The sequence below is a fragment of the Kitasatospora sp. MBT66 genome (genome assembly GCF_000710405.2).
Classification (GTDB): domain Bacteria; phylum Actinomycetota; class Actinomycetes; order Streptomycetales; family Streptomycetaceae; genus Kitasatospora; species Kitasatospora purpeofusca.
Window position 1 is genome coordinate 266,840 of the sequence record NZ_JAIY01000020.1, and the last position, 23,116, is coordinate 289,955.

22 protein-coding genes, 2 pseudogenes and 1 riboswitch are annotated in these 23,116 nt (G+C 72.5%); of the genes and pseudogenes, 4 read left to right on the plus strand and 20 right to left on the minus strand.

The features are described from left to right. A pseudogene (locus BI06_RS42220) lies at positions 1–602 on the minus strand (hypothetical protein); the annotation flags it as partial. Between the two features lie 154 nt (positions 603–756). Continuing rightward, positions 757–842, plus strand: a riboswitch (cobalamin riboswitch). Between the two features lie 131 nt (positions 843–973). Between BI06_RS42220 and cobN the strand changes: the two are divergent. Together cobN and lnt are read left to right on the plus strand one after the other, a co-directional pair. Beyond that, positions 974–4,591, plus strand: coding sequence for a cobaltochelatase subunit CobN (gene cobN, locus BI06_RS42225; RefSeq protein WP_043477433.1), 3,618 nt, complete (start codon positions 974–976; stop codon positions 4,589–4,591). Between the two features lie 112 nt (positions 4,592–4,703). After that, the gene (gene lnt / locus BI06_RS42230) at positions 4,704–6,326 is read left to right on the plus strand and encodes an apolipoprotein N-acyltransferase (RefSeq protein ID WP_051742933.1); all 1,623 of its coding nucleotides are present in this window, start codon (positions 4,704–4,706) and stop codon (positions 6,324–6,326) included. A 24-nt stretch (positions 6,327–6,350) separates the two neighbouring features. Here lnt and BI06_RS42235 read toward each other — a convergent pair whose 3' ends face one another. The 3 genes from BI06_RS42235 to gdhA form a co-directional block, all read right to left on the minus strand. Next, positions 6,351–7,259 (minus strand): NADP-dependent oxidoreductase, encoded by a 909-nt coding sequence (locus BI06_RS42235; protein WP_043477436.1) that lies wholly within the window; start codon positions 7,257–7,259, stop codon positions 6,351–6,353. Positions 7,260–7,384: 125 nt separating this feature from the next. Further along, on the minus strand, positions 7,385–8,257 hold the full coding sequence (locus BI06_RS42240; RefSeq protein ID WP_030392135.1) for an AraC family transcriptional regulator: 873 nt from the start codon (positions 8,255–8,257) through the stop codon (positions 7,385–7,387). 148 nt (positions 8,258–8,405) lie between these two features. Then, positions 8,406–9,785, minus strand: a complete 1,380-nt coding sequence (gene gdhA / locus BI06_RS42245; RefSeq protein WP_043477439.1) for an NADP-specific glutamate dehydrogenase — start codon at positions 9,783–9,785, stop codon at positions 8,406–8,408. A gap of 323 nt (positions 9,786–10,108) precedes the next feature. Between gdhA and BI06_RS55330 the strand changes: the two are divergent. Together BI06_RS55330 and BI06_RS42255 are read left to right on the plus strand one after the other, a co-directional pair. Next, positions 10,109–10,522 (plus strand): annotated as a pseudogene (locus tag BI06_RS55330) (GTP cyclohydrolase); the annotation flags it as partial. Positions 10,523–10,586: 64 nt separating this feature from the next. Further along, the gene (locus BI06_RS42255) at positions 10,587–12,179 is read left to right on the plus strand and encodes a recombinase family protein (protein WP_043477442.1); all 1,593 of its coding nucleotides are present in this window, start codon (positions 10,587–10,589) and stop codon (positions 12,177–12,179) included. A 75-nt stretch (positions 12,180–12,254) separates the two neighbouring features. Here the strand turns inward: BI06_RS42255 and BI06_RS42260 are convergent, their stop codons facing one another. From BI06_RS42260 to BI06_RS42330, 16 genes are all read right to left on the minus strand, one after another. Next, positions 12,255–12,449, minus strand: a complete 195-nt coding sequence (locus BI06_RS42260) for a hypothetical protein (protein WP_043477445.1) — start codon at positions 12,447–12,449, stop codon at positions 12,255–12,257. Next, positions 12,446–13,057 carry a hypothetical protein gene (locus tag BI06_RS42265; protein ID WP_043477448.1) on the minus strand — a complete coding sequence of 204 codons (612 nt, stop codon included), beginning with the start codon at positions 13,055–13,057 and terminating at the stop codon, positions 12,446–12,448. Before BI06_RS42265 ends, BI06_RS42260 begins: the two co-directional genes overlap by 4 nt. Next, positions 13,041–13,211 (minus strand): hypothetical protein, encoded by a 171-nt coding sequence (locus BI06_RS52000; protein ID WP_158516534.1) that lies wholly within the window; start codon positions 13,209–13,211, stop codon positions 13,041–13,043. Before BI06_RS52000 ends, BI06_RS42265 begins: the two co-directional genes overlap by 17 nt. Then, positions 13,208–13,513, minus strand: coding sequence for a hypothetical protein (locus tag BI06_RS42270; protein ID WP_043477451.1), 306 nt, complete (start codon positions 13,511–13,513; stop codon positions 13,208–13,210). The genes BI06_RS52000 and BI06_RS42270 overlap by 4 nt, the downstream gene beginning before the upstream one ends. 16 nt (positions 13,514–13,529) lie before the next feature. After that, on the minus strand, positions 13,530–13,706 hold the full coding sequence (locus BI06_RS52005) for a hypothetical protein (protein ID WP_158516535.1): 177 nt from the start codon (positions 13,704–13,706) through the stop codon (positions 13,530–13,532). A gap of 64 nt (positions 13,707–13,770) precedes the next feature. Then, complete coding sequence (locus BI06_RS42275; protein WP_043477454.1) at positions 13,771–14,823, minus strand: sigma-70 family RNA polymerase sigma factor; 1,053 nt, start codon at positions 14,821–14,823, stop codon at positions 13,771–13,773. Between the two features lie 770 nt (positions 14,824–15,593). Further along, positions 15,594–16,040, minus strand: a complete 447-nt coding sequence (locus BI06_RS42285) for an endonuclease domain-containing protein (protein WP_051742934.1) — start codon at positions 16,038–16,040, stop codon at positions 15,594–15,596. Beyond that, entirely contained in the window at positions 16,030–17,889 is a 1,860-nt protein-coding gene (locus tag BI06_RS42290; RefSeq protein ID WP_043477460.1) for a DNA polymerase, read from the minus strand. Before BI06_RS42290 ends, BI06_RS42285 begins: the two co-directional genes overlap by 11 nt. 11 nt (positions 17,890–17,900) lie before the next feature. Continuing rightward, on the minus strand, positions 17,901–19,454 hold the full coding sequence (locus tag BI06_RS52765; protein WP_055731172.1) for a phage/plasmid primase, P4 family: 1,554 nt from the start codon (positions 19,452–19,454) through the stop codon (positions 17,901–17,903). Next, complete coding sequence (locus BI06_RS52770; protein WP_051742936.1) at positions 19,436–20,341, minus strand: toprim domain-containing protein; 906 nt, start codon at positions 20,339–20,341, stop codon at positions 19,436–19,438. Before BI06_RS52770 ends, BI06_RS52765 begins: the two co-directional genes overlap by 19 nt. 22 nt (positions 20,342–20,363) lie before the next feature. Next, positions 20,364–21,107: a hypothetical protein gene (locus BI06_RS42305; protein ID WP_051742937.1), complete on the minus strand. Its 744-nt coding sequence runs from the start codon at positions 21,105–21,107 to the stop codon at positions 20,364–20,366. A 19-nt stretch (positions 21,108–21,126) separates the two neighbouring features. Then, positions 21,127–21,531, minus strand: a complete 405-nt coding sequence (locus BI06_RS42310; RefSeq protein ID WP_051742938.1) for a hypothetical protein — start codon at positions 21,529–21,531, stop codon at positions 21,127–21,129. Then, complete coding sequence (locus tag BI06_RS42315) at positions 21,531–21,710, minus strand: hypothetical protein (RefSeq protein WP_043477464.1); 180 nt, start codon at positions 21,708–21,710, stop codon at positions 21,531–21,533. The genes BI06_RS42310 and BI06_RS42315 overlap by 1 nt, the downstream gene beginning before the upstream one ends. Continuing rightward, positions 21,707–21,886, minus strand: coding sequence for a hypothetical protein (locus tag BI06_RS42320; RefSeq protein ID WP_043477466.1), 180 nt, complete (start codon positions 21,884–21,886; stop codon positions 21,707–21,709). Before BI06_RS42320 ends, BI06_RS42315 begins: the two co-directional genes overlap by 4 nt. 3 nt (positions 21,887–21,889) lie before the next feature. After that, positions 21,890–22,186 carry a hypothetical protein gene (locus tag BI06_RS42325; RefSeq protein ID WP_043477468.1) on the minus strand — a complete coding sequence of 99 codons (297 nt, stop codon included), beginning with the start codon at positions 22,184–22,186 and terminating at the stop codon, positions 21,890–21,892. Positions 22,187–22,269: 83 nt separating this feature from the next. Next, on the minus strand, positions 22,270–23,022 hold the full coding sequence (locus BI06_RS42330) for a hypothetical protein (protein ID WP_051742939.1): 753 nt from the start codon (positions 23,020–23,022) through the stop codon (positions 22,270–22,272). Between the last annotated feature and the right edge of the window lie 94 nt (positions 23,023–23,116).

Here is a 23,116-nt window from a genome sequence, read left to right on the forward strand (position 1 = left end):
ACCGCCCGCCCGGCCGGCACCGGCCGCGCGGTGGCGGCCCGGCCGAGGCGCAGCAGGGCGGTGCCGTCCGGGCCTGCGATCAATGTCACATCGGCGTCCAGCGCGGCGACGTCCCCGCGGCCGTCGTCCAGCGCGAACAGGAACTTTCCGGACAGGCCGGTCGCCCAGGGGCTGGCGCACAGGGCCGCGTCGAGGGCGCGGGCCCAGGCCCGCACGTCGGCGGAGCCCTCGGCGGGACCGGCGCCGGGGCCGGGCGAGGCGACGATGTTGCGGACCCGCTCATGGGTGTCGGAGGGCAGCAGGCCGGCGGCCCGCAGCCGCTCGGCGAGTTCGCCGCCGCAGTCCGAAGCCAGGCCCCGCAGCTGGACGTTGCCGCGCGAGGTGATCTCCAGCCGGCCGTCGCCGAGCGTCTCCGCGGCCCCGGCCAGCGCCAGCGCCTGACGGTCAGTCAGCAGCCCCCCGGGCAGCCGGACCCGCGCCAGGGCGCCGTCGTCGGCGGTATGCAGACGAAGGGCCCCGGGGCAGGCGTCCGAACGCGCCCGGTCGGGCACGGCGGCGCCCGGCACGACGGCGTCGGGTTCGGGAGGCATGGCGGCGAGCATACCGAGGATCGGACGGGTTGCCGCCGTACCGTCGATCACACCTCCGAGCCCGTCCGCACCGGCCGGAACCTGCACTCCCCCAGGTCAGCGTCACCCCGTACGATGCTCGCGGACGGTCCCCGCGGACCGTCCGCACGCCAGCGACGGCGCAGGGGAGGAAACCGGTGCGAACCCGGTGCGGTCCCGCCACTGTGACCGCGCTTCACCGGGCCTCCGGGGAAGCGCGGGAGCCAGGAACTCCTGCCGTCCTCCACCGGCCCGGGGCGCGGACCCCGAGGAAGGCTTGAAGCCATGCGCCGCCGCATGCCCGCGCCCACGTGGTGCTCCGTGCAATTGTCCTTGCCCGCCGTCGAGGCCGGGAGGGCCTTCGCATGATTCTGCTGCTGTCGACGTCAGACACCGACCTGCTCAGCGCCCGCGCGTCCGAGGGGCCGGTCCGCTACCGGCTCGGCAACCCGGCCCGGCTCGCCGCCGAGGAACTGCCCGACCTGCTGGAGGGCACCGACCTGGTCGTGGTCCGCCTGCTCGGCGGCCGCCGCGCCTGGCAGGAGGGCCTGGACGCCCTGCTCGCCGGCCCCCGCCCGGTGATCGTGCTGACCGGCGAACAGGCCCCCGACGCCCAGCTGATGGAGCTGTCCACCGTCCCGGCCGGCATCGCCGCCGAGGCGCACGCCTACCTGGCCCACGGCGGCGCTGCCAACCTCGCCGAGCTCGGCGCCTTCCTCTCCGACACCGTGCTGCTCACCGGCCACGGCTTCGCCCCGCCCGCCTCCGCCCCGGCCTGGGGCCCGCTGGAGCGCACCGCCCGCACCACCGAAGGTCCGACCGTCGCGGTGCTCTACTACCGCGCCCACCACATGAGCGGCAACACCGCCTTCGTGGAGACCCTCTGCCGCGCGATCGAGGACCAGGGCGCCCAGGCCCGCGCCTACTACTGCGCCTCGCTGCGCGGCGCCGAGCCGGAGCTGCTGGCCGCCCTCGGCGAGGCGGACGCCCTCGTCACCACCGTGCTCGCCGCCGGCGGCACCCGCCCGGCCGACGCCCAGGCCGGCGGCGACGAGGAGGCCTGGGACGCGGGCGCGCTCGCCGCCCTGGACCGGCCGATCCTCCAGGCGCTCTGCCTGACCTGGTCGCGCGCCCGCTGGGAGGAGAGCGACGACGGCCTCTCCCCGCTGGACACCGCCACCCAGATCGCCGTGCCCGAGTTCGACGGCCGGCTGATCACCGTCCCGTTCTCCTTCAAGGAGCTGGACGAGGACGGCCTCACCGTCTACGCCGCCGACGAGGAGCGCTCGGCCCGGGTGGCCGGCATCGCCGTCGCCCACGCCCGGCTGCGGCACGTCCCGGCCACCGAGCGCCGGCTCGCGCTGGTGCTCTCCGCCTACCCGACCAAGCACGCCCGGGTCGGCAACGCCGTCGGCCTGGACACCCCGGCCAGCGCGATCCGCCTGCTGGAGCGCCTGCGTGCGGAGGGCATGGACCTCGGCGAGGACCTGCCGGGGCTGGACACCGACGACACCGACGACGGCCATGAGGGCGACGCCCTCATCCACGCGCTGATCGCGGCCGGCGGCTACGACCAGGACTGGCTCACCGAGGACCAGCTGGCCCGCAACCCGGTGCGCATCCCCGCCGCCGACTACCGCCGCTGGTACGCCACGCTGCCCGCCGCCCTGCGCGAGCAGGTCGAGGGGCACTGGGGCCCGGCCCCCGGCGAGCTGTACGTCGACCGCTCGCAGAACCCGGACGGCGACATCGTGCTCGCCGGGATCCGCTCCGGGAACCTGCTGGTGCTCATCCAGCCGCCGCGCGGCTTCGGCGAGAACCCGGTCGCGATCTACCACGACCCGGACCTCCCGCCGTCCCACCACTACCTGGCCGCCTACCGCTGGATCGCCGCCGCGCAGTCCGACGGCGGCTTCGGCGCCCACGCCGTGGTCCACCTCGGCAAGCACGGCAACCTGGAGTGGCTGCCCGGCAAGACCGCCGCGCTGTCCGCCGAGTGCGGCCCGGACGCCGTCCTCGGCGACCTGCCGCTGGTCTACCCGTTCCTGGTCAACGACCCGGGCGAGGGCACCCAGGCCAAGCGCCGCGCCCACGCCACCCTGGTCGACCACCTCGTCCCGCCGATGGCCCGCGCCGACTCCTACGGCGACATCGCCCGCCTGGAGCAGCTGCTCGACGAGCACTCCAACATCGCCGCGATGGACCCGGCCAAGCTGCCCGCGATCCGGGCCCAGATCTGGACCCTGATCCAGGCCGCCCGGCTCGACCACGACCTCGGCCTGGACGAGCGCCCCGAGGACGACGGCTTCGACGACTTCCTGCTGCACGTCGACGGCTGGCTGTGCGAGATCAAGGACGCCCAGATCCGCGACGGCCTGCACGTCCTCGGCCAGGCGCCGGCCGGCACCGACCGGGTGAACATCGTGCTCGCCATCCTGCGCGCCCGCCAGATCTGGGGCGGCGTCAGCGCCCTGCCCGGCCTGCGCGAGGCGCTCGGCCTGGACGAGGCCGCGCTCACCCTCGGCGCCACCGACGCGGCCGAGGCGCAGGCCCGCGCCCTGGTCGAGGCCATGGAGGCGGCCGACTGGGCGCCCGAGGCGGTGGAGAAGGTCGCCGCCGGGCTGCCGGAGGCCGTCCACGAGGTGCTGGCCTTCGCCGCCACCCAGGTGGTGCCGCGGCTCGCCGCGACCACCGACGAGCTGGACGCCGTGCTGCACGCGCTCCGGGGCGGCTTCGTCCCGGCCGGCCCGTCCGGCTCGCCGCTGCGCGGACTGGTCAACGTGCTGCCGACCGGCCGCAACTTCTACTCCGTCGACCCCAAGGCGGTGCCCAGCAAGCTCGCCTGGGAGACCGGCCAGGCGCTCGCCGCCTCGCTGATCGACCGCTACCGGGCCGACAACGACGGCACCCACCCGTCCTCGGTGGGCCTGTCGCTGTGGGGCACCAGCGCGATGCGCACCGCCGGCGACGACATCGCCGAGGCCTTCGCACTGCTCGGCGTCCGCCCGGTCTGGGACGACGCCTCGCGCCGGGTCACCGGCCTGGAGGCGATCACGCTCGAGGAGCTGGGCCGCCCGCGGATCGACGTCACGCTGCGCATCTCCGGCTTCTTCCGGGACGCCTTCCCGCACGTGGTCGCGCTGCTGGACGACGCCGTCCGGCTGGCCGCCGCCCAGGAGGAGCCGGACGCGGACAACTTCGTCCGCGCCCACGTCCAGGCGGACCTGGCCGTGCACGGCGACGAGCGCAAGGCCACCACCCGGGTCTTCGGCTCCCGGCCCGGCACCTACGGCGCGGGACTGCTGCAGCTGATCGACAGCCGGGACTGGCGCACCGACGCCGACCTGGCCGAGGTGTACACGGTCTGGGGCGGCTACGCGTACGGGCGCGGGCTGGACGGGCGTCCGGCCCGCGAGGAGATGGAGACCGCGTACAAGCGGATCACCGTCGCCGCGAAGAACACCGACACCCGCGAGCACGACATCGCCGACTCGGACGACTACTTCCAGTACCACGGCGGCATGGTGGCCACCGTGCGCGCGCTCACCGGCAAGGCGCCGACCGCCTACATCGGCGACTCGACCCGCCCGGAGACGGTCCGCACCCGCACCCTGACCGAGGAGGCGGCCCGGGTCTTCCGCGCCCGGGTGGTCAACCCGCGCTGGATCGAGGCGATGCGGCGGCACGGCTACAAGGGCGCCTTCGAGATGGCCGCGACGGTCGACTACCTCTTCGGGTACGACGCCACCACCGGTGTGGTCGCGGACTGGATGTACGAGAAGCTCACCCAGGAGTACGTGCTGGACCCGGTCAACCGGGAGTTCCTCGCCGGCGCCAACCCGTGGGCGCTGCACGGGATCAGCGAGCGGCTGCTGGAGGCGGCGAGCCGCGGGCTGTGGGAGAAGCCGGACCCGCAGCTGATCGAGCAGCTCCAGGCCGCGTTCCTGGAGACCGAGGGGGACCTGGAGGGCGAGGACGGCTGACCCCGGGGCCTGCCCGAGGACCTGCCCGAGGACCGACCCGTCCTCGACCGGTACTCCGTTCGGGTGATCACGGGGCTGGTGACGGGGCCGCGCCAAGCGGACAATACGGGGCATGCCGCGCCCTCCCCTGCTCACCGGCCCCGCCGGTCCCCCCGGTCCCACCGCCCCGGCGGCCGCCGCCGCCCGCACCGGCCGGACGCTAGCCCGGTACCGGCCCCGGCTGGCGGCACTGGCCGCCGGGGCGCTGCCCGTGCTCGCCTTCCCGGCCCCCGGGGTGGCGGCGCTGGCCTGGGTCGCGCTCGTCCCCGGCCTGCTGCTGATGCGGTCGGCCCCGGGGGCCCGGGAGGCGGCGGTGCGCGGCTGGTGGTTCGGCGCCGGGTTCATCCTGACCGGGATGTCCTGGCTGACCCGCTCCATCGGCCCCGGGCTGCCGCTGCTCGCGGTGGTGTTCGGGGCGCTCCAGGCCGGGGTGGGCGTCGCGGTGTGGCGGCTGCTGCGGCCCCCGCTGACGGTCCGGCGGGCGCTGCTCGCGCCGGTGGTGGTCGCGGCGGTCTGGCTGACCACCGAGTACGCGCGCTCCTGGCACGCCTTGGGCGGGCCGTGGGCGCTGCTCGGCGCCACCCAGTGGCAGCACCCGGCCGTGCTGGCGCTGGCCTCGGCGGGCGGGATCTGGCTGGTCAGCGCCGCGGTGGTGGCGGTCAACACCGCGGTGGCGGTGGCGCTCACCGCCGTCGACCCGCGCCCCCGGGCGGTGGCGGCGCTGTTCGCGGCGGCGGTCCTGGCGGCCGGGCCGCTGCTGTTCGCGCTCCGGTCGGCGCCCCCGGCCGCCGCGGCGGGCGGGCCGGGGCCGGCCGAGGTGCGGATCGCCCTGGTGCAGCCGGGCATCGTGGACGAGCCGGAGGCCCGCTTCGAGGCGAGCGCCCGGGCCACCGCCGCGCTGGTCGGGCGGCCCCCGGTGGACCTGGTGGTCTGGGGCGAGTCCAGCACCACCGCCGACCTCGACCGCGACCCGGCGACGCTGGCCCGGCTGCGCGCGCTGTCCGCCGCCACCGGGGCCGAGCTGCTGGCCGGCGAGGACGCCCGGAAGTCGGACGGGCGGATCTCCAAGGACGCCGTCCTGGTCTCCCCGGACGGCGTGGTCGACCGGTACCGCAAGATCCGGCTGGTGCCGTTCGGCGAGTACATCCCGCTGCGGCCGGTGCTCGGCTGGGTGGCCGGGGTCAGCCGGGCGGCGGGCGAGAACCGGGCGCCCGGCACCGACCAGCACCTGCTGCCGGCCGTGGACCGGTCCGGCCGGGCGCTGCCGATCGGCACCCTGATCTGCTTCGAGTCGGCGTTCCCCGACATGGCGCGGACGGCCGCCCGGGCGGGGGCCAGGGTCATCGTCTACCAGTCGTCGACCTCGACCTTCCAGCGGAGCTGGGCGCCCGAGCAGCATGTCTCGCTGGCCGCGATCCGGGCCGCCGAGACCGGCCGGCCGGTCGTCCAGGCCTCGCTGACCGGGGTGTCGGCCGCCTTCGACGCACAGGGCCGGGAGCTGGCACGGCTGGGCACCGACGGCACGGGCTCGCTGGTGTTGCGGCTGCCGCTGACGGCGCCGGACGCGGCCACCTGGTACGACCGGGTGGGGGACGTCGTCCCGCTGACGGCCGTACTGGTGACGGCGGGGGCGGCGGCCGCCGCGGTGGCCGGCCGGCGGCGGGAGCGGCGCGGGCCAGGTGCGTCCCAGGGGTAGGCACCGGACCCCGCGCCCCCGGCGTCAGCCCACTTCGAGGACCAGCTTGCCGCGCGCGTGCCCCGACTCGACGAGGGCCATCGCCTCGGCGGCGTGGGCCAGCGGGTAGCGGGCGGAGACGTTCGGGTCCAGCTCCCCCGCGGCCACGAGTTCGGCCAGGGCGGCCAGGGTGCCGGGAGTGGTGGACCGGGTGATGAAACGGCCGCCGAGCTCCTGCGCGGTGACCGGATCGCTGGTGGCGACCAGCCGGGACCGGTCGGCCAGGGTCACCGCGGCGGCCCGGAGGTCGTCCCCGCCGATCAGGTCGAGGATGCCGTCGACGCCGTCCGGCGCGACCGCCCGGATCCGGTCCGCGACGCCCTCGCCGTAGCGGACCGGCACCGCGCCCAGCGACTCGACGTAGGCGCGGTTGGAGTCGCCGGCGGTGCCGACGACGCGGATCCCCCGGCTGCGGGCGATCTGCGCGGCCGCGCTGCCGACGCCGCCGGAGACACCGAGGATCAGCAGGGTCTGCCCGGCGCCCACGCCGATGTCGCGGACGCCGTCGTCGGCGGTCGCGGCCGCCACCGGCAGGGTGGCGGCCAGGTCGAAGCCGACCTTCGCCGGCTTCAGCGCGCTCGACCCGGCCAGCAGCAGCGTCTGTTCGGCGAAGGCACCCGCCGCGACCAGCCCGAACACCTCGTCGCCGGGGGTGAACCCGGTGACGCCGGGGCCGATCCGCTCCACCACCCCGGAGGCCTCCGAGCCCATCACGAAGGGCAGTCGGCGCTCCCGGCCGAGCAGGCCCCGGCGGACCTTCCAGTCCACCGGGTTCACCCCGGCCGCCCGGACGGCGACCGCGAGCTGCCCCGGGCCGGGCTCCAGTACGGGCCGGTCCAGGAACTCCTGGTTCTCCGGGCCGCCGTAGTCGACGAATCCGAACGCCTTGGCCATCCCCGCTCCACTCTCCCGCTCGACGGCCCCCGCCCCAGCATGCGGGCGGGGGCCGGGGCGGAGCCGGTCCTGGTGGGCCGAACGGGCGGCCAGGACGCTCCGGCCGTGTCAGTCGGCCAACCGTGTCAGTCGGCCGCCCGCGTCACCGGGATCCAGAGCTCGGCCTCCGCCTCCGCCGCCTCCACCAGCGCGCCGACCCGCAGGATCTCCGGGCCCGGCCGGAACTCGTACGGGTTGGACGGGAACCACTGCGTGAAGACGTCCCGCCACATCTCCTGGAGCGCCTGCGGGAACGGCCCGACGGCACGGAACACCGCCCAGGTCCCGGTCGGGACCTCCCGCACGTCGAGGCCCTCCGGCACCTCGGTGTCCGGCCCGGCCGCGACCGCGTGGTAGTAGTCGAGCGGCACGCCCTGCTCCCGGCTGTCCGAGAAGAACTCGGTGACCGAGAGGATCCCGCGCGGCTCCTGCCCCGAGAGGGCCGTGATCCGCTCGACCTGCTCCGGCCCGATCCCCCGGACGAACTCCGCGATGGCCGGGTTGACCCCCTCGTGCACCAGCGGGACCCTGGCCCTGCGCCCGACGATCCTGAACGCCGGCTTCTCGACGATCCGGTACTCCATACTGCTGCTCCCTTCGACGACGAGCCGGAAGGACATCCGGGGCTGGGACACGAGCACCGCGCCGCGCTGCCGGGCCTCGCCCGGGCCGACGCCGTGCATCGCCCGGAACGCCCGGGCGAACGCCTCGCCCGAGCCGTAGCCGTAGCGGACCGCGACATCCAGCAGGGTCCGGTCCCCGGCCAGCACCTCGGCCCCCGCGAGGGTCAGCCGCCGGCGCCGGAGGTACTCCGACAGCGGCATGCCGGCCAGGGCCGAGAACAGCCGCCGGAAGTGGTACTCCGAGGTGGTCGCGATCCGCGCGAGCTCACCCGCGTCGACCGTCCCGTCGAGGTGCTCCTCGATGTACTCCATGGCCCGGTTCAACCGCTCCAGCATCCGCCCCGCCCCGTCCTTCCGTTCCTGTGCTCCTCACCGTAGGCAGCGGCCACCCGGCCGGACCCGACATCCCGTGCCCGCTCCGGTCGGGTGGCCCGCGACGGTGCGGCCGACCGCGGGAGCGCGGCCGACCGCGACGTGCGGACCGTCAGATCAGGCCCTGCGCCAGCATCGCGTCCGCCACCAGCTCGAAGCCGGCGATGTTGGCGCCCAGCACGTAGTCGCCGGGGCGGCCGTACTTCTCCGCCGTGGTGTGGCAGGAGTCGTGGATGTCGCGCATGATCGCGGCCAGCCGCTCCTCGGTCCGCTCGAAGGACCAGGCGTCGCGGGAGGCGTTCTGCTGCATCTCCAGCGCGCTGGTCGCGACGCCGCCGGCGTTGGCGGCCTTGCCAGGCCCGAAGGCCACCCCGGCCTCCTGGAACACCCGCACCGCCTCGGGCGTGGTCGGCATGTTGGCGCCCTCGGCGACCGCCCGCACCCCGCCCCGGACCAGGGCCAGCGCGTCCGGCCCGGCCAGCTCGTTCTGGGTGGCGCAGGGCAGCGCCACGTCCACCGGGACGCCCCAGACGCCGGTGCCCTCCTGGTACTTGACGTGGCTTCCGCGCCGCTCGGCGTACTCGGTGAGCCGGCCGCGCCGGACCTCCTTGACCTCCTTCAGCAGGTCGAGGTCGATGCCCTTCTCGTCCACCACGAAGCCGGTGGAGTCGGAGGCGGTGACCACGGTCGCGCCGAGCTGCTGGGCCTTCTCGATCGCGTACAGGGCGACGTTCCCGGAGCCGGAGACGGCTACCCGCAGGCCGTCGAGCTCCTCGCCCCGGGCGCGCAGCATCTCGGCGGTGAACAGCACGCAGCCGTAGCCGGTGGCCTCGGTCCTGGCCTGGGAGCCGCCCCAGCCGATGCCCTTGCCGGTCAGCACGCCCGCCTCGTAGCGGTTGGTGATCCGCTTGTACTGGCCGAACAGGTAGCCGATCTCTCGGCCGCCGACGCCGATGTCCCCGGCCGGGACGTCGGTGTGCTCGCCGAGGTGGCGGTACAGCTCGGTCATGAAGGACTGGCAGAAGCGCATGATCTCGGCGTCCGAGCGGCCCTTGGGGTCGAAGTCCGAGCCACCCTTGCCGCCACCGATGCCGAGGCCGGTCAGCGCGTTCTTGAAGATCTGCTCGAAGCCGAGGAACTTCACGATCCCGAGGTTCACCGAGGGGTGGAACCGCAGCCCGCCCTTGTACGGGCCGAGGGCGCTGTTGAACTCCACCCGGAAGCCCCGGTTGACGTGCACCCGGCCCCGGTCGTCCGTCCACGGCACCCGGAACATCACCTGGCGCTCGGGCTCCACGATCCGCTCGACGATCCGCGCCTCGACCAGCTCCGGCCGCGCCGCCAGCACCGGTCCGAGCGTCTCCACCACCTCCCGCACGGCCTGGTGGAACTCGGGCTCGCCGGCGTTGCGGCGCAGCACCTCGGCGAGCAGCGACTCAAGAGCGGGGTTCTCGGCGTTGTGGGACGCGACGGGCACAGGGGTAGCCGGCATCTTGTGAGCACCTTCCATGGGGGGTGGTCGAAAGACAGGCGCTCCCCCGCCGGGGGGAGACGCCGGCGGTCCCCTCGCCATTGAGGGCGTCACGGCGCGCAACAACACCAGCGCGGCGACTCCGGACCGCTCGCAGGCGTCAGTCTCGCACCGCTCCCCCGGGTTTGTCCGCCCCTATCGGTCGCGGCCCGACCTCGGCTTTCGGTTCGTGAGCGGCGCCAACCGTCCGTACACCTCCGGCCGGGCTGTTGTTCAAATTGGAACTACCTAGTACCGTCGGGAGCCGAGTCCCAGGAGAACCGTCCGTCACGGAGGTCCAGCCCATGCCGCAGGTGCAGCTGCCCGAGCAGCAGAACAATTCCCCGCGGGCGCCGTTGGCCGCGGGCGCCCCGCAGACCGCCGACGGCGCCCGGGTCCGGTCCCGGGTGCGGATCCCGCTGACCTTTCCGGACGGGTACCGGGCCGAGGCCGAGGTGTTCACCTTCCACGGGCTGACGGACGGGGCCGAGCACCTCGCCCTGGCCCTCGGCACCGTGCCGGAGGGCGGCACACCGCTGGTGCGGCTGCACTCGGAGTGCCTGACCGGCGACGTGTTCGGCTCCGACCGCTGCGACTGCGGGCCGCAGCTGCGCGAGGCGGTCGAGCGGATCTCCGACGCGGGCGGCTACCTGCTGTACCTGCGGCAGGAGGGGCGCGGCATCGGGCTCTACAACAAGCTCGACGCCTACGCGCTCCAGAGCGCGTAACCAGACTGCCACCTCACCGGGTGCGGGTGCGCGCCGCTGACCGGAGAGTGAAAGCATGGCGCGCACGGCGGACGAGCAGGTCCGATACCTGGACCTCCTCCTGCGGAAATCACAAATCGTCCGGGGAACGGCACCCCGCGACATCCTGTCTCTCCAATCGCAGGAGACCCGGGGCCGCGCATGGGGTAAGCGGAACGGCTACACGATTCGCCGGATCTACCGCGAGAACCTGTCCGCCTATAAGCCCGGCGTGAAGAGGCCGGACTTCGATGCAGCGGTTCATGCCCTACTCGAAGGTGGATCGGACTGCCTCTGGGCCTACGACTCCTCGCGGTACAGCCGCAAGGGCGCGGGCGACGTGCTGAAGATCCTGGACAGCCCCGGCAAGCGGCTGGTCTTCGATATCAACGGGCTCGACACGGAGCGACCCGAGGACCGTCGCCGGATCATTGAGGACGCCGAGCGCGACCGCGAGTACAGCCGCATCCTGTCCGAGAAGGTACGGGACACCAAGGCCGAGCAGCGCGACGCGGGCAAGTGGCTTGCCACGGTGCCCTACGGGCTCAAGGTCACGAAGAAGCGGAAGCTCAAGGGCAACAAGTGGTGGCCCGTCGTGGAGCGTATCCACAACGAGGCGGCCGAAGGGAAGTCACACCGGAAGATCGCAGCGGGGCTCACCGCAGACGGGTTCACCGCCCCTCGCGGCGGTCACTGGCGGGCTACCACCGTCGGCAAGATCCTCCGCAACCCCGTCTATTTGGGCTGGCAGGTGGTGACCGTCAAGGGTGCACCCGTGATCTACCGGAATGCCAAGGGGAAGAAGGTGCGGGTCTTCGCCAAGGGCTTCGAGGGCATCTCGCAGGCTATCTGGGACAAGCACCGCCAGACGGCTGCCGGAGTCCAGCGGCCGGCGGGCTTCGGCACTGATCGCACGGACGAGCAGGCCCCTGCCGAGCCCAGCCCCGCAGCGGGCCTCACCTGGTGCGCCGGTGGTGGCTTCGAGGAGGAGACGGGACACCGCGCCATCTCGAACGGAAACGCATTCCGATGCTCGGACAACCTCGCCGGGATTCCCTGCGCCGATCCCTGCACCGCCACTCGAACCGGCGTGGTGCGCGTCGTCCTGGCGGAGTGGAAGAAGCGACTCGCGGAAGCGGACCCGCTGGACCCGACCATGCTGGCCGTGAGTGAGCGTTGGGTTGCCCTCTCCCACCCCACGGAGAGCGAGGTTGAGTCCGAGGCGCGGGGCCAGCTCAAGGTCGCCGGAGAGGCCGTCGCCAGGCTCGACCGCCTGAATGCGGCGGGGGCATACGGTGGACGTGACGGCGAGACCACGTTCGTCAAGCTCCGACGTGCAGCGGTGTCCGATGTGGAGACGGCACGGAAGGAGTGGGAGAAGGTGGCTCAGCCTCTCGGGGACATCTCCGTACTCACCGACCCCGCCCGCTGCGCGAAGCTTTGGGACTCCTCTACTGACACGTTCCGCGGACAACTCCTGCGACTTGCTATCGACAAGATCTTCATCCGGAAGGCCGACTACTCCGGCCAGCGGGTGACGCCGCAGCGCATCGTCATCGAGTGGGCCAAGCCGCGCGGGTGGAAGCCTCCGAAGAAGAAGCAGGAGGAATCCGCGGCGGACGGGTCCTGAAACGCAGAAAAGGCCCCCGGTCAGCACTGTGCGAGCAGTGCCGACCGGGGGCCTTGGCATGGGTGAGGGCGGTTGTCACCAGCCGATGGACTCGATGCTGGTGACGAGGTCGAGTGCGATGTGGTCCGGAAGGGGGACGACCGTTCGGGTGATCTGGCCGGGCGCGTGGTGCTCGGTCTCGATGACGATGACTCGCTCGCCCGCCGGGGTTCGGGCCTCGTAGGCGCGGGCGGCCTGGTGGACAACGGCATGGACCACGGGGACGCTCACGCCGCTCCCTTCAGCAGGTAGTTCGCCATGGCGATGCGGGAGGCCACTCCGGCGTCGGGGCCTAGCAGTTCGGAGGCGCGCAGGAACGCGCGCTCGCGCTCGGCGGTTCCGGGCTGCGGGAGTATCGCGTCGGCGAAGGTCGGCGGCTGCGGGGCGGGGTAGGCCGGTGGGGCCGGCGGGTAGTCGGCCACGATCGACTGCGGGGCGGTGAGCTGGTCGGCCAGGACCGGCTGCGGGAGCGCGGAGGGCGAGGTCGAGCCACCGGCCGCCAGGTAGGGCTGTCCGGCCTGGCGGGCCTGCTCGGCCTGGCGGGCGGCCTCCATCTCACCGAGGCGTCGGGCGGCCTCGGCTTCCTCCTGGCGGACGCGCTCGATCTCCTGGACGGTGGCGCGGGACTGGGCGGCGGCCTGGGCGAGGGTGTTGCCCAGGGACTCGGCGACCTCGGGGTTCAGGTAGATGGAGACGGCGGTCTCGCCGCAGTGCACCAGCAGGCCGATGTCGCCCTCGCCGTCCACGTGGGTGCGGGCGTAGTCGCGGGGGCCGTCGTACTTACAGGGGAACCGCTGCTCGTCCGTGTGGACGGTGTACTGCTCAGGGACGGTCGTCATGGGGGTTCTCTCCGGTGGGTGCGGTCAGGTACTCGGCGATGCGCAGGACGGCGCTCACCCGGGCGTCGATCGGCTGGTCCTGGTAGCCACGGGCGTTGGTGGCCATCTCGGTGACGGTCTTCTGGGCGAGGGCCAGGGCCTCGGGGCGGTTCACCGCTTCTCCCAGTGCGCGTCTGGGCCGAACAGAGGCGGGGGCGCGGGGCGGTCGTACAGCCCGCCGGCCGTCGCTCTGGGTGCGGAGACGCGTTCGGCCTTGGCCTCGCGCTCCAGGATGCTGGCCTGGCGGGCGAGGTAGGCGGACAGCTCGCGGCACTGGTCGGCATTGAGGCGGGCGGGGCGACCGGTCTCGGCCCCGACGGACAGGGCGAGGACGCCGTGCAGCCGTTCGTTGCGCACACCGACGACGGCCCCGAGCCGGGTCGTCATGGTGGCCTTGTGCTCGGTGGTCTCGATCACGGGTCTCTCTCCTTGATCAGGTGAACAGGCCCAGGAACGCCTGGACCTCGCGGGCGGAGTGCCCGCCGTCGTAGCGGACGGTCCGCTCCCTGTCGGTGATCTCCAGGCCGTAGCCGTCGCTGTCGCCGGAGTCGGCGAAGACGCGCAGGGTCGCGCCGCCGGACAGCTCGTAGGTTCCGACCGGGGTGTTCATCGCGGGGTCCTTCCGTGGCGGTGGGGGTTCGGAAGGCTTGAGGCGGTGCGGTTAACACGCGGCCTCACGCGGTGGCCCGCAGCTTCTTCAGGACGCGCGACCAGGTGGCCTTGACGGTGCCCGGGGTCTTGCCCAGCAGGTCCGCTATCGCGGTGGCGTCGAGCTTCCCGGCGTCGGTGAGCAGCGGCGGTCCGTCGAAGCCGAACGCCGCGCGGGCGATGGCGGCCTCGGTCGGGGACATGGCGGCCAGCAGCTCCGCGGCTTTGACTTCGGCGGCGGCGGTGAAGCGGGCGGAGCTGTCGGTGTCGGCCGCGCGGTCGATGATCGCGCCGGTGGCGTGCTTGCCGCGCTTGGTCCCGGTGACCTTCACCCCTTTGCAGCGCACGGCGTCGCGGGAGACCTCCAGGAGGTTGTGGGCCAGGGAGGGCTGGAGGTCGGTGCACCAGCCCTGGCGGGTGGCGCCCGCAACGACCTGTCGGCCGTCCTTGACGGCAAGGTGGGTGCGTGCGCTGCGGGGTGTGGTGCCGAGCGGGGTGTACTCGACCAGGTGGTCGGGGTCCTGTGCGGTGGAGGCTTCGAGCGCGCTCTCCGAGACGCCGGCCAGCGGTACGGGGCGGTCGAAGGCGGCGGCGACGGCGTCGGCCCGTTCGGGCGAGAAGCGGACCTGGGGGTCCGGGTGGGCGATCAGTTCGGCCTTCGCGGCGTGGAAGTCGCCGCCGGATCGGGAGAGGGCTCCCATGAACGCGGCGGAGGTGGAGCGCGGCACGCCCGGGGCGACCTCGCGGGCGACGACCGCGCGGCCGTCGAGCTTGGCGCGCTGGAAGGCGTAGGAGGTGAACTGGGCGGTGTTGGGGGCGTCCACGTCCCAGTCGTTGAGGGCGCGCCAGAAGGAGAGGCGCATCTCCTGGGCGATGTCCTGGGCGGCCTGGTGGCTGTCGCCTTCCATCTGCTGGGCGCGCTTGCGGGAGACGGACCGGGCGATGCCTTCCAGTTCCGTCAGGATCTCCTCGGTGGCGACGCGGCCCCGGTCGAGCTGGCCCACGCCGGTCAGGGCGGTCAGGGGCTTGGGGGTCTGGGCGAGGGAGATCAGGGCGGGGGTGATGCAGGACGAAGGCATGGTGGTTCCTTGGCATGTACAGAACAGATAGATGGGCGTGCGGTATCGCCGTGCGGCGGACCGCAAAAGGGCATGGCGAAGGCCCGGCCGGCGCGTGGCCGCATCAGGGCGCGAAGAAGCCCCGGCGGGCACGGCGGCCGTGTCGGGGCATGGAAAAGGCCCCTGCCGGTTCGGACTAGCCGAAAGGCAGGGGCCTGGGGTGGCCTGGGATCAGGTCAGGCCGGTCAAGCTCCGCGAATCCTCCGGCGGGGTGCCGGAGGAATGGTGAGGGCGAGGCGACGCGTGAATAGCGCCATGCAGCGCGCGAGACGCAGGATGAGGGCGCGTTCGATCCCGGCCCGGTCCGGGCCGGGGTTCACCGCTCGCTCCACATGAAGGGCGGACAGGAGAACGAGGGGCAGGCGCGCGATCTCGCGGGGGTCCACCACCGCCTCCAGGTCACTGAGGCGAAGACGGCTCCCGTCAGTGATCCCCATGGCGTGGCGCATCGCTAACGCCCCGGCGGGGCTGATGTTTTCGGCCGCCGCCCGGCGAGCGCGGGAAAGCCGGGAAAGATGCCGGGAGACACCTCCGGTACGGGCCCATGCTCCCCGCGTCATCATCACTCCCAGCTATGGCCCGCGCGTCCTCCGGCGCGGCTTGTCATGACAGGCTTACATGCACCCGAAAGGTCCGCAACGCAAACATTCGTTGGCAATAGGGCCCTTCGTCCCGATCATGGCGATTACCTGCATGTTTGTATGCAAAGAGCAGGTAATGTGACTCCAATCTCACTTGCCGTGGTCGCGCAGGTATTCGGCCCCCCGGGCAACCCGGTCGGACGAGTCCCCAAAGTGGCCGAGTGCACTGTTCTCCCCCCTGCACAGAAGCCTTCTGACGGCCTGTCCGTGCGGCTTGGCGTGGTCGTGGTCGACCACCAGGCGGTCACCGACGGCGGCCTTGTGCCCGCAGATCGCGCACCGCCACCGCTGACTGCGGCCCATCCGCTCGTAGTCGCTCAGCGTGATGCCGTAGGCCCGCCGCAGCCGGGCGTCCCGACGCTTGCGGACCACCTGCGGGTCGCGGTTGGCCTTGCGGTTCGCCGCACGCACGCACGGCCGGCAGACGTTCGCCCGCCCGTTCGGCGACCTCTTGCGCCTGCCGAACTGGCCGAGCGGCTTCTCGTCGTCGCACACCTCGCAGAACTGGGTGTGCGCGCTCTCAGGCTCACGCCGCATAGGCCCACTCCTTGGGCAGGCCGTAGCCGTCGGCCCAGCTCGGCCCGTAGACCTCCGGGTCGGTGTCCAGCGGGACGCCCAGCAGGTCCATCCTCATGGCCTCGGCGCACGCGCGGGCGACGTCCGCGGCCTCCTTCTTCGGGGCGGTGCCCACGACCTCGTCGTGCACCCACATGGTGAGGTAAGGGGTCAGGCCCTGGTCGTCCATCTTGATCAGCGCCTGCCCCATCGTGTCCCTCGCCGTGGACTGGCAGGCGTAGGCGACCGACTTGTACAGCTTGTCGCGGTCCAGGTGGAGCCGCCGGCCGGTGACCGTGGTCATCGTGCACCGCTCCGCCAGCGCGGTGCGTTGCATCTTGCGGGCCCACCTCTTGATCCCGGGGAACGCCTTGCCGTAGCGCTGGAGCGTGTCCCGCATGACCGCCACGTCCTGGCCGGTCTGCTTGGCCAGCGTCGCGGCCCCGCCCTGGTAGGCGGTGCCCAACCCGGCGATCTTGGCCAGGGTGCGCTGGGCCTTGGTGTAGTCCTCGCCGAACATGAGCTTCGCCGCGTACCCGTGCAGGTCATGCCCCTGGGCGATGGCCCGGGTCATCCTGGACTCGCCCGACAGGGCGGCCAGCACCCGGAGTTCGACCGCCTGCTGGTCCACCGAGAAGTAGGCGTGACCCGGCTCGGCGACCACGCAGCGGCGCACCTCCCATCCGTGGGAGGGTAGCTGGGCCATCGCCGGGTCGGAGTGCGAGGCGCGGCCGGTCTGGGCACCGAGAGGGTTGATCTTCGGGTGGATGCGGTCGACGTGGTCGCGGTTGTTCAGCATCGCCTCGGCGTAGCTGGTCGACCACTTGCCCGCCCTCTTCGCCCGCAGCACGGCGTCCGCCAACGGGTTGGGCTCGCGCATCCCGAGCCGGACCCAGTCCGGGTCGAGATCGGCCATCGGCAGCAGTACCTCTTTGGCCACCGACAGCGCGCCGCTGTCGGTCTTCTCGGTCAACACCTCGCCCATTCCGAGCAGGGCGCCCACCACCTGGTCGGGCGAGTTCACCGAGGACACCCCGAAGCGCTCAGCCACGGTGGAGTACCGCTCCTTCTGCCGGGCGAGGCGGCCGACCAGGCCCTCGGTGTACTCGGGGTCGATCAGCATGCCCTTGCGCTGCAACTTCGCGCAGACCAGCGCGACCCGGTGTTCGTACGGCAGCAGCGCCGAGCGCAGTCCCTCCGCCCGGTAGCGCTCCAGCAGCTTGGGCAGCAACCTGGCGACGAGCAGGGCGTCGAGACCGGCGTACAGCTCGTAGACGTCGTGCGAGAGGCTGATCCGTGCCCAGCCGTTCTCCTTCGTCAACCCGAGCCCGTTGAAGACCTTCGTCAGGTCGTTCTGCGTATCGGGGGCCGCGGGATCGACGTACCAGGCCGACAGCGGCTTGAGGGACAGGCCCACCCCGCCCTCGTAGTCGTGGCGACTGTCGAGCAGGTGGGCGGCCACCCGGGAGTCCTGGGCGCGCGGGTAGAGGTCTTCCAGCCGGATGCCGAACTCCCGGTCCACGGCCAGTGCATCGAAGGCGAGATTGTGCGCCACCAGGTTCGGCAGCGCGGCCAGGGCCTCGATCGCGGTCCTGCGGAAGGGTCCGCCGAGTTCGACGGGGATGACGTACGCGGTGTGGGTGTCGGCGAACTGCGCCAGGCGTATTCGGTCGGTCCACGCCAGGCCGGTGGTCTCGGTGTCGAAGCCGATCAGCGTGCCCGCGTTGGCGTGGGCGGTCCACCAGGTGCGGAACTCCCGCAGGTCGTCACCGTTCTCGGCGACCTTGATCTCGACTGGCTCTCCGGCCAGCCGGTACGGGTGTACCCGCATGTGCTCATTTCCTAGTCGTTGGTGGTGTCGAAGACTCCCGGACCGGCGGGTACCGGCTCAGCGGCGAAACGCACGCCGAGCAGCACCCGGCCTCGGGTCATGCGGTGCTGGCGGATGCCGCGCTCGTCCAGCGCGCTGATGAATCCGCGGCGGGTCCACGCCTTCTCGCCCTGGGCCTCGCACCAGTCGCGGTACGCGGTGTACGCGTCCTGGGCCGGGACGTGGCTCTTGTCGCTGTCGGTCTTCACCAGGACGTCGGTCAGGAACTCCGCCAAGGCGTCCGAGTTCTCCTTGAAGGCGCTGGTCGCCGTCTTGATGCAGTCGGGCTCCTTCAGGCCCTCGGCGTACCACTCGACGGCTCCGGCGACCGCCCAGGCGGCGATCCCCTCGGCCTCCTCCCGCAACTGGGCGAAGATCGAGTGGTCCCGCTCCTCCGGCTTGAAGTACCGGTCGAATTTGATCAACTTGACCCGCCTCCAGAGCCCTTCGTCCTGGGACCTGAAGCTGGGCGTGTGGTTGGACGCCAGCCACAGCAGGAAAGTCGGCTGGTAGGTGAAGAAGTTCTCCCGCATGAACCTCGCGGTGAGCCGGTCCGAGCCGGTCGCGCGCTTCAGCACGGACTCGCTCATCGGCTTGCCCGCCTCGCCTTCCGAGGCCATCACCATCCGGGCCCCGCGCAGCGCGGCCAGGTCGGCGGGGATCGAGCTGCCCCGGTCCTCGAAGGTCTCGAAGCGCGTCGTCTCCGACAGGTCGCCGAAGACATGGCTGAGACTGTCCAGGAAGACGGACTTGCCGTTCGCGCCCGTCCCGATCAGCACGGCGAACGCCTGCTCCGCGGTCGACCCGGTGATGCCGTACCCGCACAACCGGCGGATGTAGTCGACCATCGCCGGCTCGTTCGGGAACACCTCCTTGAGGAAGCGCCGCCACCGCTTCGCCTTCTTCAGCCGGTCGTAGTTCCACGGCAGCGACTTGGTCAGCATGTCCGCCGGGTCGTGCTGCCTGCGGATGCCGGTCTTCAGGTCCACCGTCCCGTTGGCGAAGCTGAGCAGGTGCGGCTGGTTGTCGAAGTCGTCCACGTCGCAGTGCACGCCGCGCACCGAGGCCAGTTCGCGCATCAGGTCGTCGATGCGGCGGGCCATGGTGAAGCCCTTCGCCGCCTTCGCCAGCGGCAGTGCGGCGACCTGCTTCTCGTATTCGGCGACCAGCGCGTCCCCGGCGAGCTTCAGCGCCAGGGCTTCGCGGATGACCGCCTTCTCCCGGGCCAGCGTCTCGACCATCGCCGCCCCGAGGTCGTGGGCGGCCTGGCGCACCAGCACCTCGTTGCGGACCCAGTGGGTACCGCTCCAGACGTGGAAGCCCACGCCGTCGGCGTACTTGATGCCGCCCCTCATGAACATCACCAACGCGTGGGCGTTGACGATGTCCGAGGCCCCGTAGCGGGCCGCCGCCTCGCGGTAGGCGGCCACCGCCTCGGCCGGCGGCAGTGTCAGCGACGGCCGGTCCGGCTCGTACGGGGTGGTCAGGCGGTCGATGGAACACATCGTCACCGGGTGGATCTCCAAACTGCGTAGTCCTTGAAGCCCGGGGGCAGGGTCAGCCGCCGGGCGGGCACCTCCCGTTCGTGGAGGGCGGCCAGGATGGTCTGGGCGAAGGCACGCCCGGAGCGGTCGTTGTCACCGCACACCCGCACGTCGCGGCCCGCCAGACCGGCGGCCAACGCGTCCAGCGTGGTGGGGTCGTTGTTGAGCAGCGCGGCCCCGCGCACCCCCACCGCGTTGAAGCCGTCGGCGACGATCGCCAGCGGATCGGACAGGCCCTCCGCGACGATCCACGGCGCGGACGGGTCCGGGCCGGGGAACACCCCGTACCGCTGCCACTCGAACCCGTCGGGGTTGGCGAGCGAGATCCACCGCCCGGGGCAGCGCCCGGAGAGGTCCCGGCCCTGTGCGCCCCTGGCCACTCCCGCGAAGTCGTGCATGGGCACGACGAGGCGGGGATACCGGAGGAACGAGGTCGGAACCCAGTCGGGGCACGGCTGCGGACCGGGCCACCAGCGCAGGCCCAGCCGGCCCTGCTCCGCAGCGGGCAAGCCGAAACGTTTCTGCGCGTAGGCCACCGCCGGGGCGGCATTGTCACCACCGGCCGGCAGGGAGTCCAGCCACACCCGCAGCCCGGCCGTCAGGAACGGGGAGACGGGCTCCGGCCGGGCCTCGGCGACGGCGACCAGGCCCTCCGCATCGACGTTGAACAGGTGCCGGGGCAGGAGGCCCATCCCGGCGACGATGTCCTCGAAGGCGCACCCGGCGCGGCAGGCCAGGCCGACCATGCCGGACGTCTTCAGGTTGACCCACAGCGACGGCTTCCCGTCGTCGTGGGCCGGGCAGCGGGCGACCCACTCACCGGGCTGGTAGTCCCGCCACTCCTCCAGGCGGTCCAGGATCGCCGACATGCGCACTGTGCGGTCCTCTCGTTCAGCCGTACAGTCGCTCGCACAGCGCCTGCCCGGCAGGTGTGGCGTGGACGGTCCGGTGGTCATCCGCCACGAACAGGCCCTGGGCCTCACGCGTCGGCCGGTAAAGGGCCCGCCCGCCCGGTGTGTGCTCCACGGACAGGTAGCCATCCGCGACCAGGGCCGGGCGCAGAAGGTGATGGGTCACCCCGAGGGCCTTCGCCACGTCGTGCAGCAGGTAGCCTCCGGCGTTATCGCTCGCGGCCCGCTGAGCCTTGAACGCCGGGGTGATCTCCTCAACCCGGGCAGCCAGCACCTTCATGTGCTCGGCCAGCGCCAGCACCGCCGCGTCACGCGCCGGTGCCTCGGCCCGCTCCTCCACGTTGAGCAGGTAGCCCCGAACCTGTCGGGCCACCGGCGAGTCACGCAGCAGCATGCCCATCAGTAGCACCGCACGGCGGGTGTATAGGTTCACCATGCTCGCCCCACCACGGGGGCGCTTCGTTTGGGGGGACACCATGCCCCCCCAAAACACATCGGCTGCAACCGTCGTCAGCCCGTTCACCGTGAACTCATCACGGTGCCGCTGCACGAGCTTCTTCACCGTCTCGACGTCCACGTCGTAGAACGCGGCGACCCCTGCCCGGTCTACGTGAATGCCGTCCGACAGCACGGCCAGCTTCCCGACCTTGTCCAGTACATCGGTCTTGTCGGCCAGCCCGGCGCGGGCGGCAGGGGACTCGGTCAGAACCATCTCGTTGATCATTGCTCTCTCCTTGTGCATCTCAGTAACCGGCCTCCCGAAGGGCCTTGACGATCGCGGCGTGCGTGCGAATGGACGTGACGGCGTACCCGTCCTCGGTCTTCGCGCGGGGCCGCTTCACGTAGGCGACCCCGAACGGCATCCCGGCGTTCTTCGCCTCGGCCTCGGCCTGGCGGACGTAGGCGGCGAGGTCGTACGACTTCTCGGCCTTGCACTCCCCGGCGAAGGGGCGCACTCCGAGGTCACCGATGTCCGCCGGGCCCTCCTGGACGTTGCGGCGGATGTTGTCGCGGTCGACGGGGTCCTTCCAGCGGACCGCGCGGTCGCTGTCTTTCCAGTCCGGCCGGTACTGGCCGAGTTGTTCGTTCAGGTAGTCGGCCACCGTGGACTCCCAGGCGGTGCCCTTGGCCTTGGAGCGGTTGGCCACTAGGCGGTCACCGCCGTCAGGGCCGCACCTCGGAAGACAGCCACGGCGGCGGCCTCCCAGTAGCGCGGCCAGTCCGGGCGCTCGCGGGCGTCGTGGAGGAAGACGATGGTGTCCCCGGGCCCTGCCGTGCGCAGGTCCCCGAGGGCCGGGGCGATGCCCAGGCCGATGCGGTAGGTCACGTCTCGCCCTCCCCCTGGCGCGGCTCGCGGTAGTCGACGGTGTGGGCCGAGTCGGAGGCCCGCAGCAGCCGCCGCGGATTCGCGCCTTCGGCGCTCAGGGCCCGTGCTCGGGCGTGGAGGAAGGCCCTGCGGTCCTCGGGCGGGATCTTCCACAGGGGGGTCGTGTGGTGGAGCACCGGTCAGTCCCTCTCCGGGAGATGGGCCCAGGAGGTCCGGCGGGCGATGTGGCGACAGGCCCGCTCGGAGATGTTGAAGGCACCCGCGAGGGCGGACAGGCTGGCGCCCAGGTCGGCGGCGCGGCGGATGGCGTAGACCTTGCGCTCAGTCAGCTTGGCCTGCGAGTTGCGGGTGCCGGCCGCCGTCGGCCGGGGTGACTCGCGGAACGCGGACCGCATGATCTCCTGCGCGCGGTCGACCGCAGGCAGGACGCTGACGAGGCGGGCCGGGGTCGGCTCCGCTGTGGTCGGGGTGTGCACGGGCTTCTCTCTCCAGGGAAACGAGAGCGGGACCGGCCCCGAAGGACCGGTCCCGCTGGTGGTACTGGTGGGTGGAGCGCCGGTTAGAACGGCGGCTCCTCCTCGATCGCCGAAGCCGGGGTGTCGGTGATCGCCTGCTCGTAGGACTTGATCACCTTGGCGGTGAGCTTCTGGTAGTCGACGTCTCGGCCCGCCTTGCTCAGGTACTGAACCCGCTCGTTGGTCAGGTTCACCAGTGCGGGGCCGCCGACCTTGGCCAGCGCGTTCTTCAGTGCGGGCAGCTCGCTGATCAGCGTCCAGCCGGACGACTTGTAGCGGAAGACACCGAGGTCCGGGTCGTGCGCCAGCTTGAAGCTGATGCGGATGTCCGGCTTGGGGCCCCGCTCGTCGTTGGCCCGTGCCTTCAGCTCCGCGAGGGTTCGCGGGCAGCGGCACGGCACGCCCACGTCCTCCGGCGGCGACAGGAAGGTCCGGGTGTCGCAGTGGTGGGCGAGCTTGCCGTTCACCCAGTGCCGCATGTCGAAGTGGATCGCGTCGGGGCCGTCGATGACCACCTCCACGCGGTCGGTGTCGGTGTCCACCGCGATGGCGTCCTCCGCCTCGGTGTCCAGCTCGAACGGCGTGCCGCCGAGCAGCTCGGCCACCGCCTCAGCGGTGGCCGGAACGGCGCTGGTGACCCGCCACTTGTGCAGGGCCCGGGGGAAGCCGCCGTTCGGGTCGGGCTCGTAGGCCCGGAAGGTACCGGCCACGTCCGGCCGGGCGTTGGCTTCGGCGCGCTCCGCGCGCTCGGCCAGCTCGGGGTCGCTGGCGAAGATGTTGTCGAGTGCGTCGCTCAAGTGCAGTCCGTTCGTTCGGGTCGGGGGCCGCCGGTCGGTCGGCCCCGGGATGTTCCAGGCGGGGTGGTTAACCAGCCCCCCGGTGAGGCACCCG

Bases quoted from the DNA above. Each gene is read 5' to 3' on its own strand.
- cobN (WP_043477433.1), top strand. From the start codon at position 974: ATGATTCTGCTGCTGTCGACGTCAGACACCGACCTGCTCAGCGCCCGC.
- lnt (WP_051742933.1), top strand. From the start codon at position 4,704: ATGCCGCGCCCTCCCCTGCTCACCGGCCCCGCCGGTCCCCCCGGTCCC.
- BI06_RS42235 (WP_043477436.1), bottom strand. From the start codon at position 7,259: ATGGCCAAGGCGTTCGGATTCGTCGACTACGGCGGCCCGGAGAACCAG.
- BI06_RS42240 (WP_030392135.1), bottom strand. From the start codon at position 8,257: ATGCTGGAGCGGTTGAACCGGGCCATGGAGTACATCGAGGAGCACCTC.
- gdhA (WP_043477439.1), bottom strand. From the start codon at position 9,785: ATGCCGGCTACCCCTGTGCCCGTCGCGTCCCACAACGCCGAGAACCCC.
- BI06_RS42255 (WP_043477442.1), top strand. From the start codon at position 10,587: ATGGCGCGCACGGCGGACGAGCAGGTCCGATACCTGGACCTCCTCCTG.
- BI06_RS42265 (WP_043477448.1), bottom strand. From the start codon at position 13,057: ATGACGACCGTCCCTGAGCAGTACACCGTCCACACGGACGAGCAGCGG.
- BI06_RS52005 (WP_158516535.1), bottom strand. From the start codon at position 13,706: ATGAACACCCCGGTCGGAACCTACGAGCTGTCCGGCGGCGCGACCCTG.
- BI06_RS42275 (WP_043477454.1), bottom strand. From the start codon at position 14,823: ATGCCTTCGTCCTGCATCACCCCCGCCCTGATCTCCCTCGCCCAGACC.
- BI06_RS42285 (WP_051742934.1), bottom strand. From the start codon at position 16,040: ATGCGGCGTGAGCCTGAGAGCGCGCACACCCAGTTCTGCGAGGTGTGC.
- BI06_RS42290 (WP_043477460.1), bottom strand. From the start codon at position 17,889: ATGCGGGTACACCCGTACCGGCTGGCCGGAGAGCCAGTCGAGATCAAG.
- BI06_RS52770 (WP_051742936.1), bottom strand. From the start codon at position 20,341: ATGTCGGCGATCCTGGACCGCCTGGAGGAGTGGCGGGACTACCAGCCC.
- BI06_RS42305 (WP_051742937.1), bottom strand. From the start codon at position 21,107: ATGATCAACGAGATGGTTCTGACCGAGTCCCCTGCCGCCCGCGCCGGG.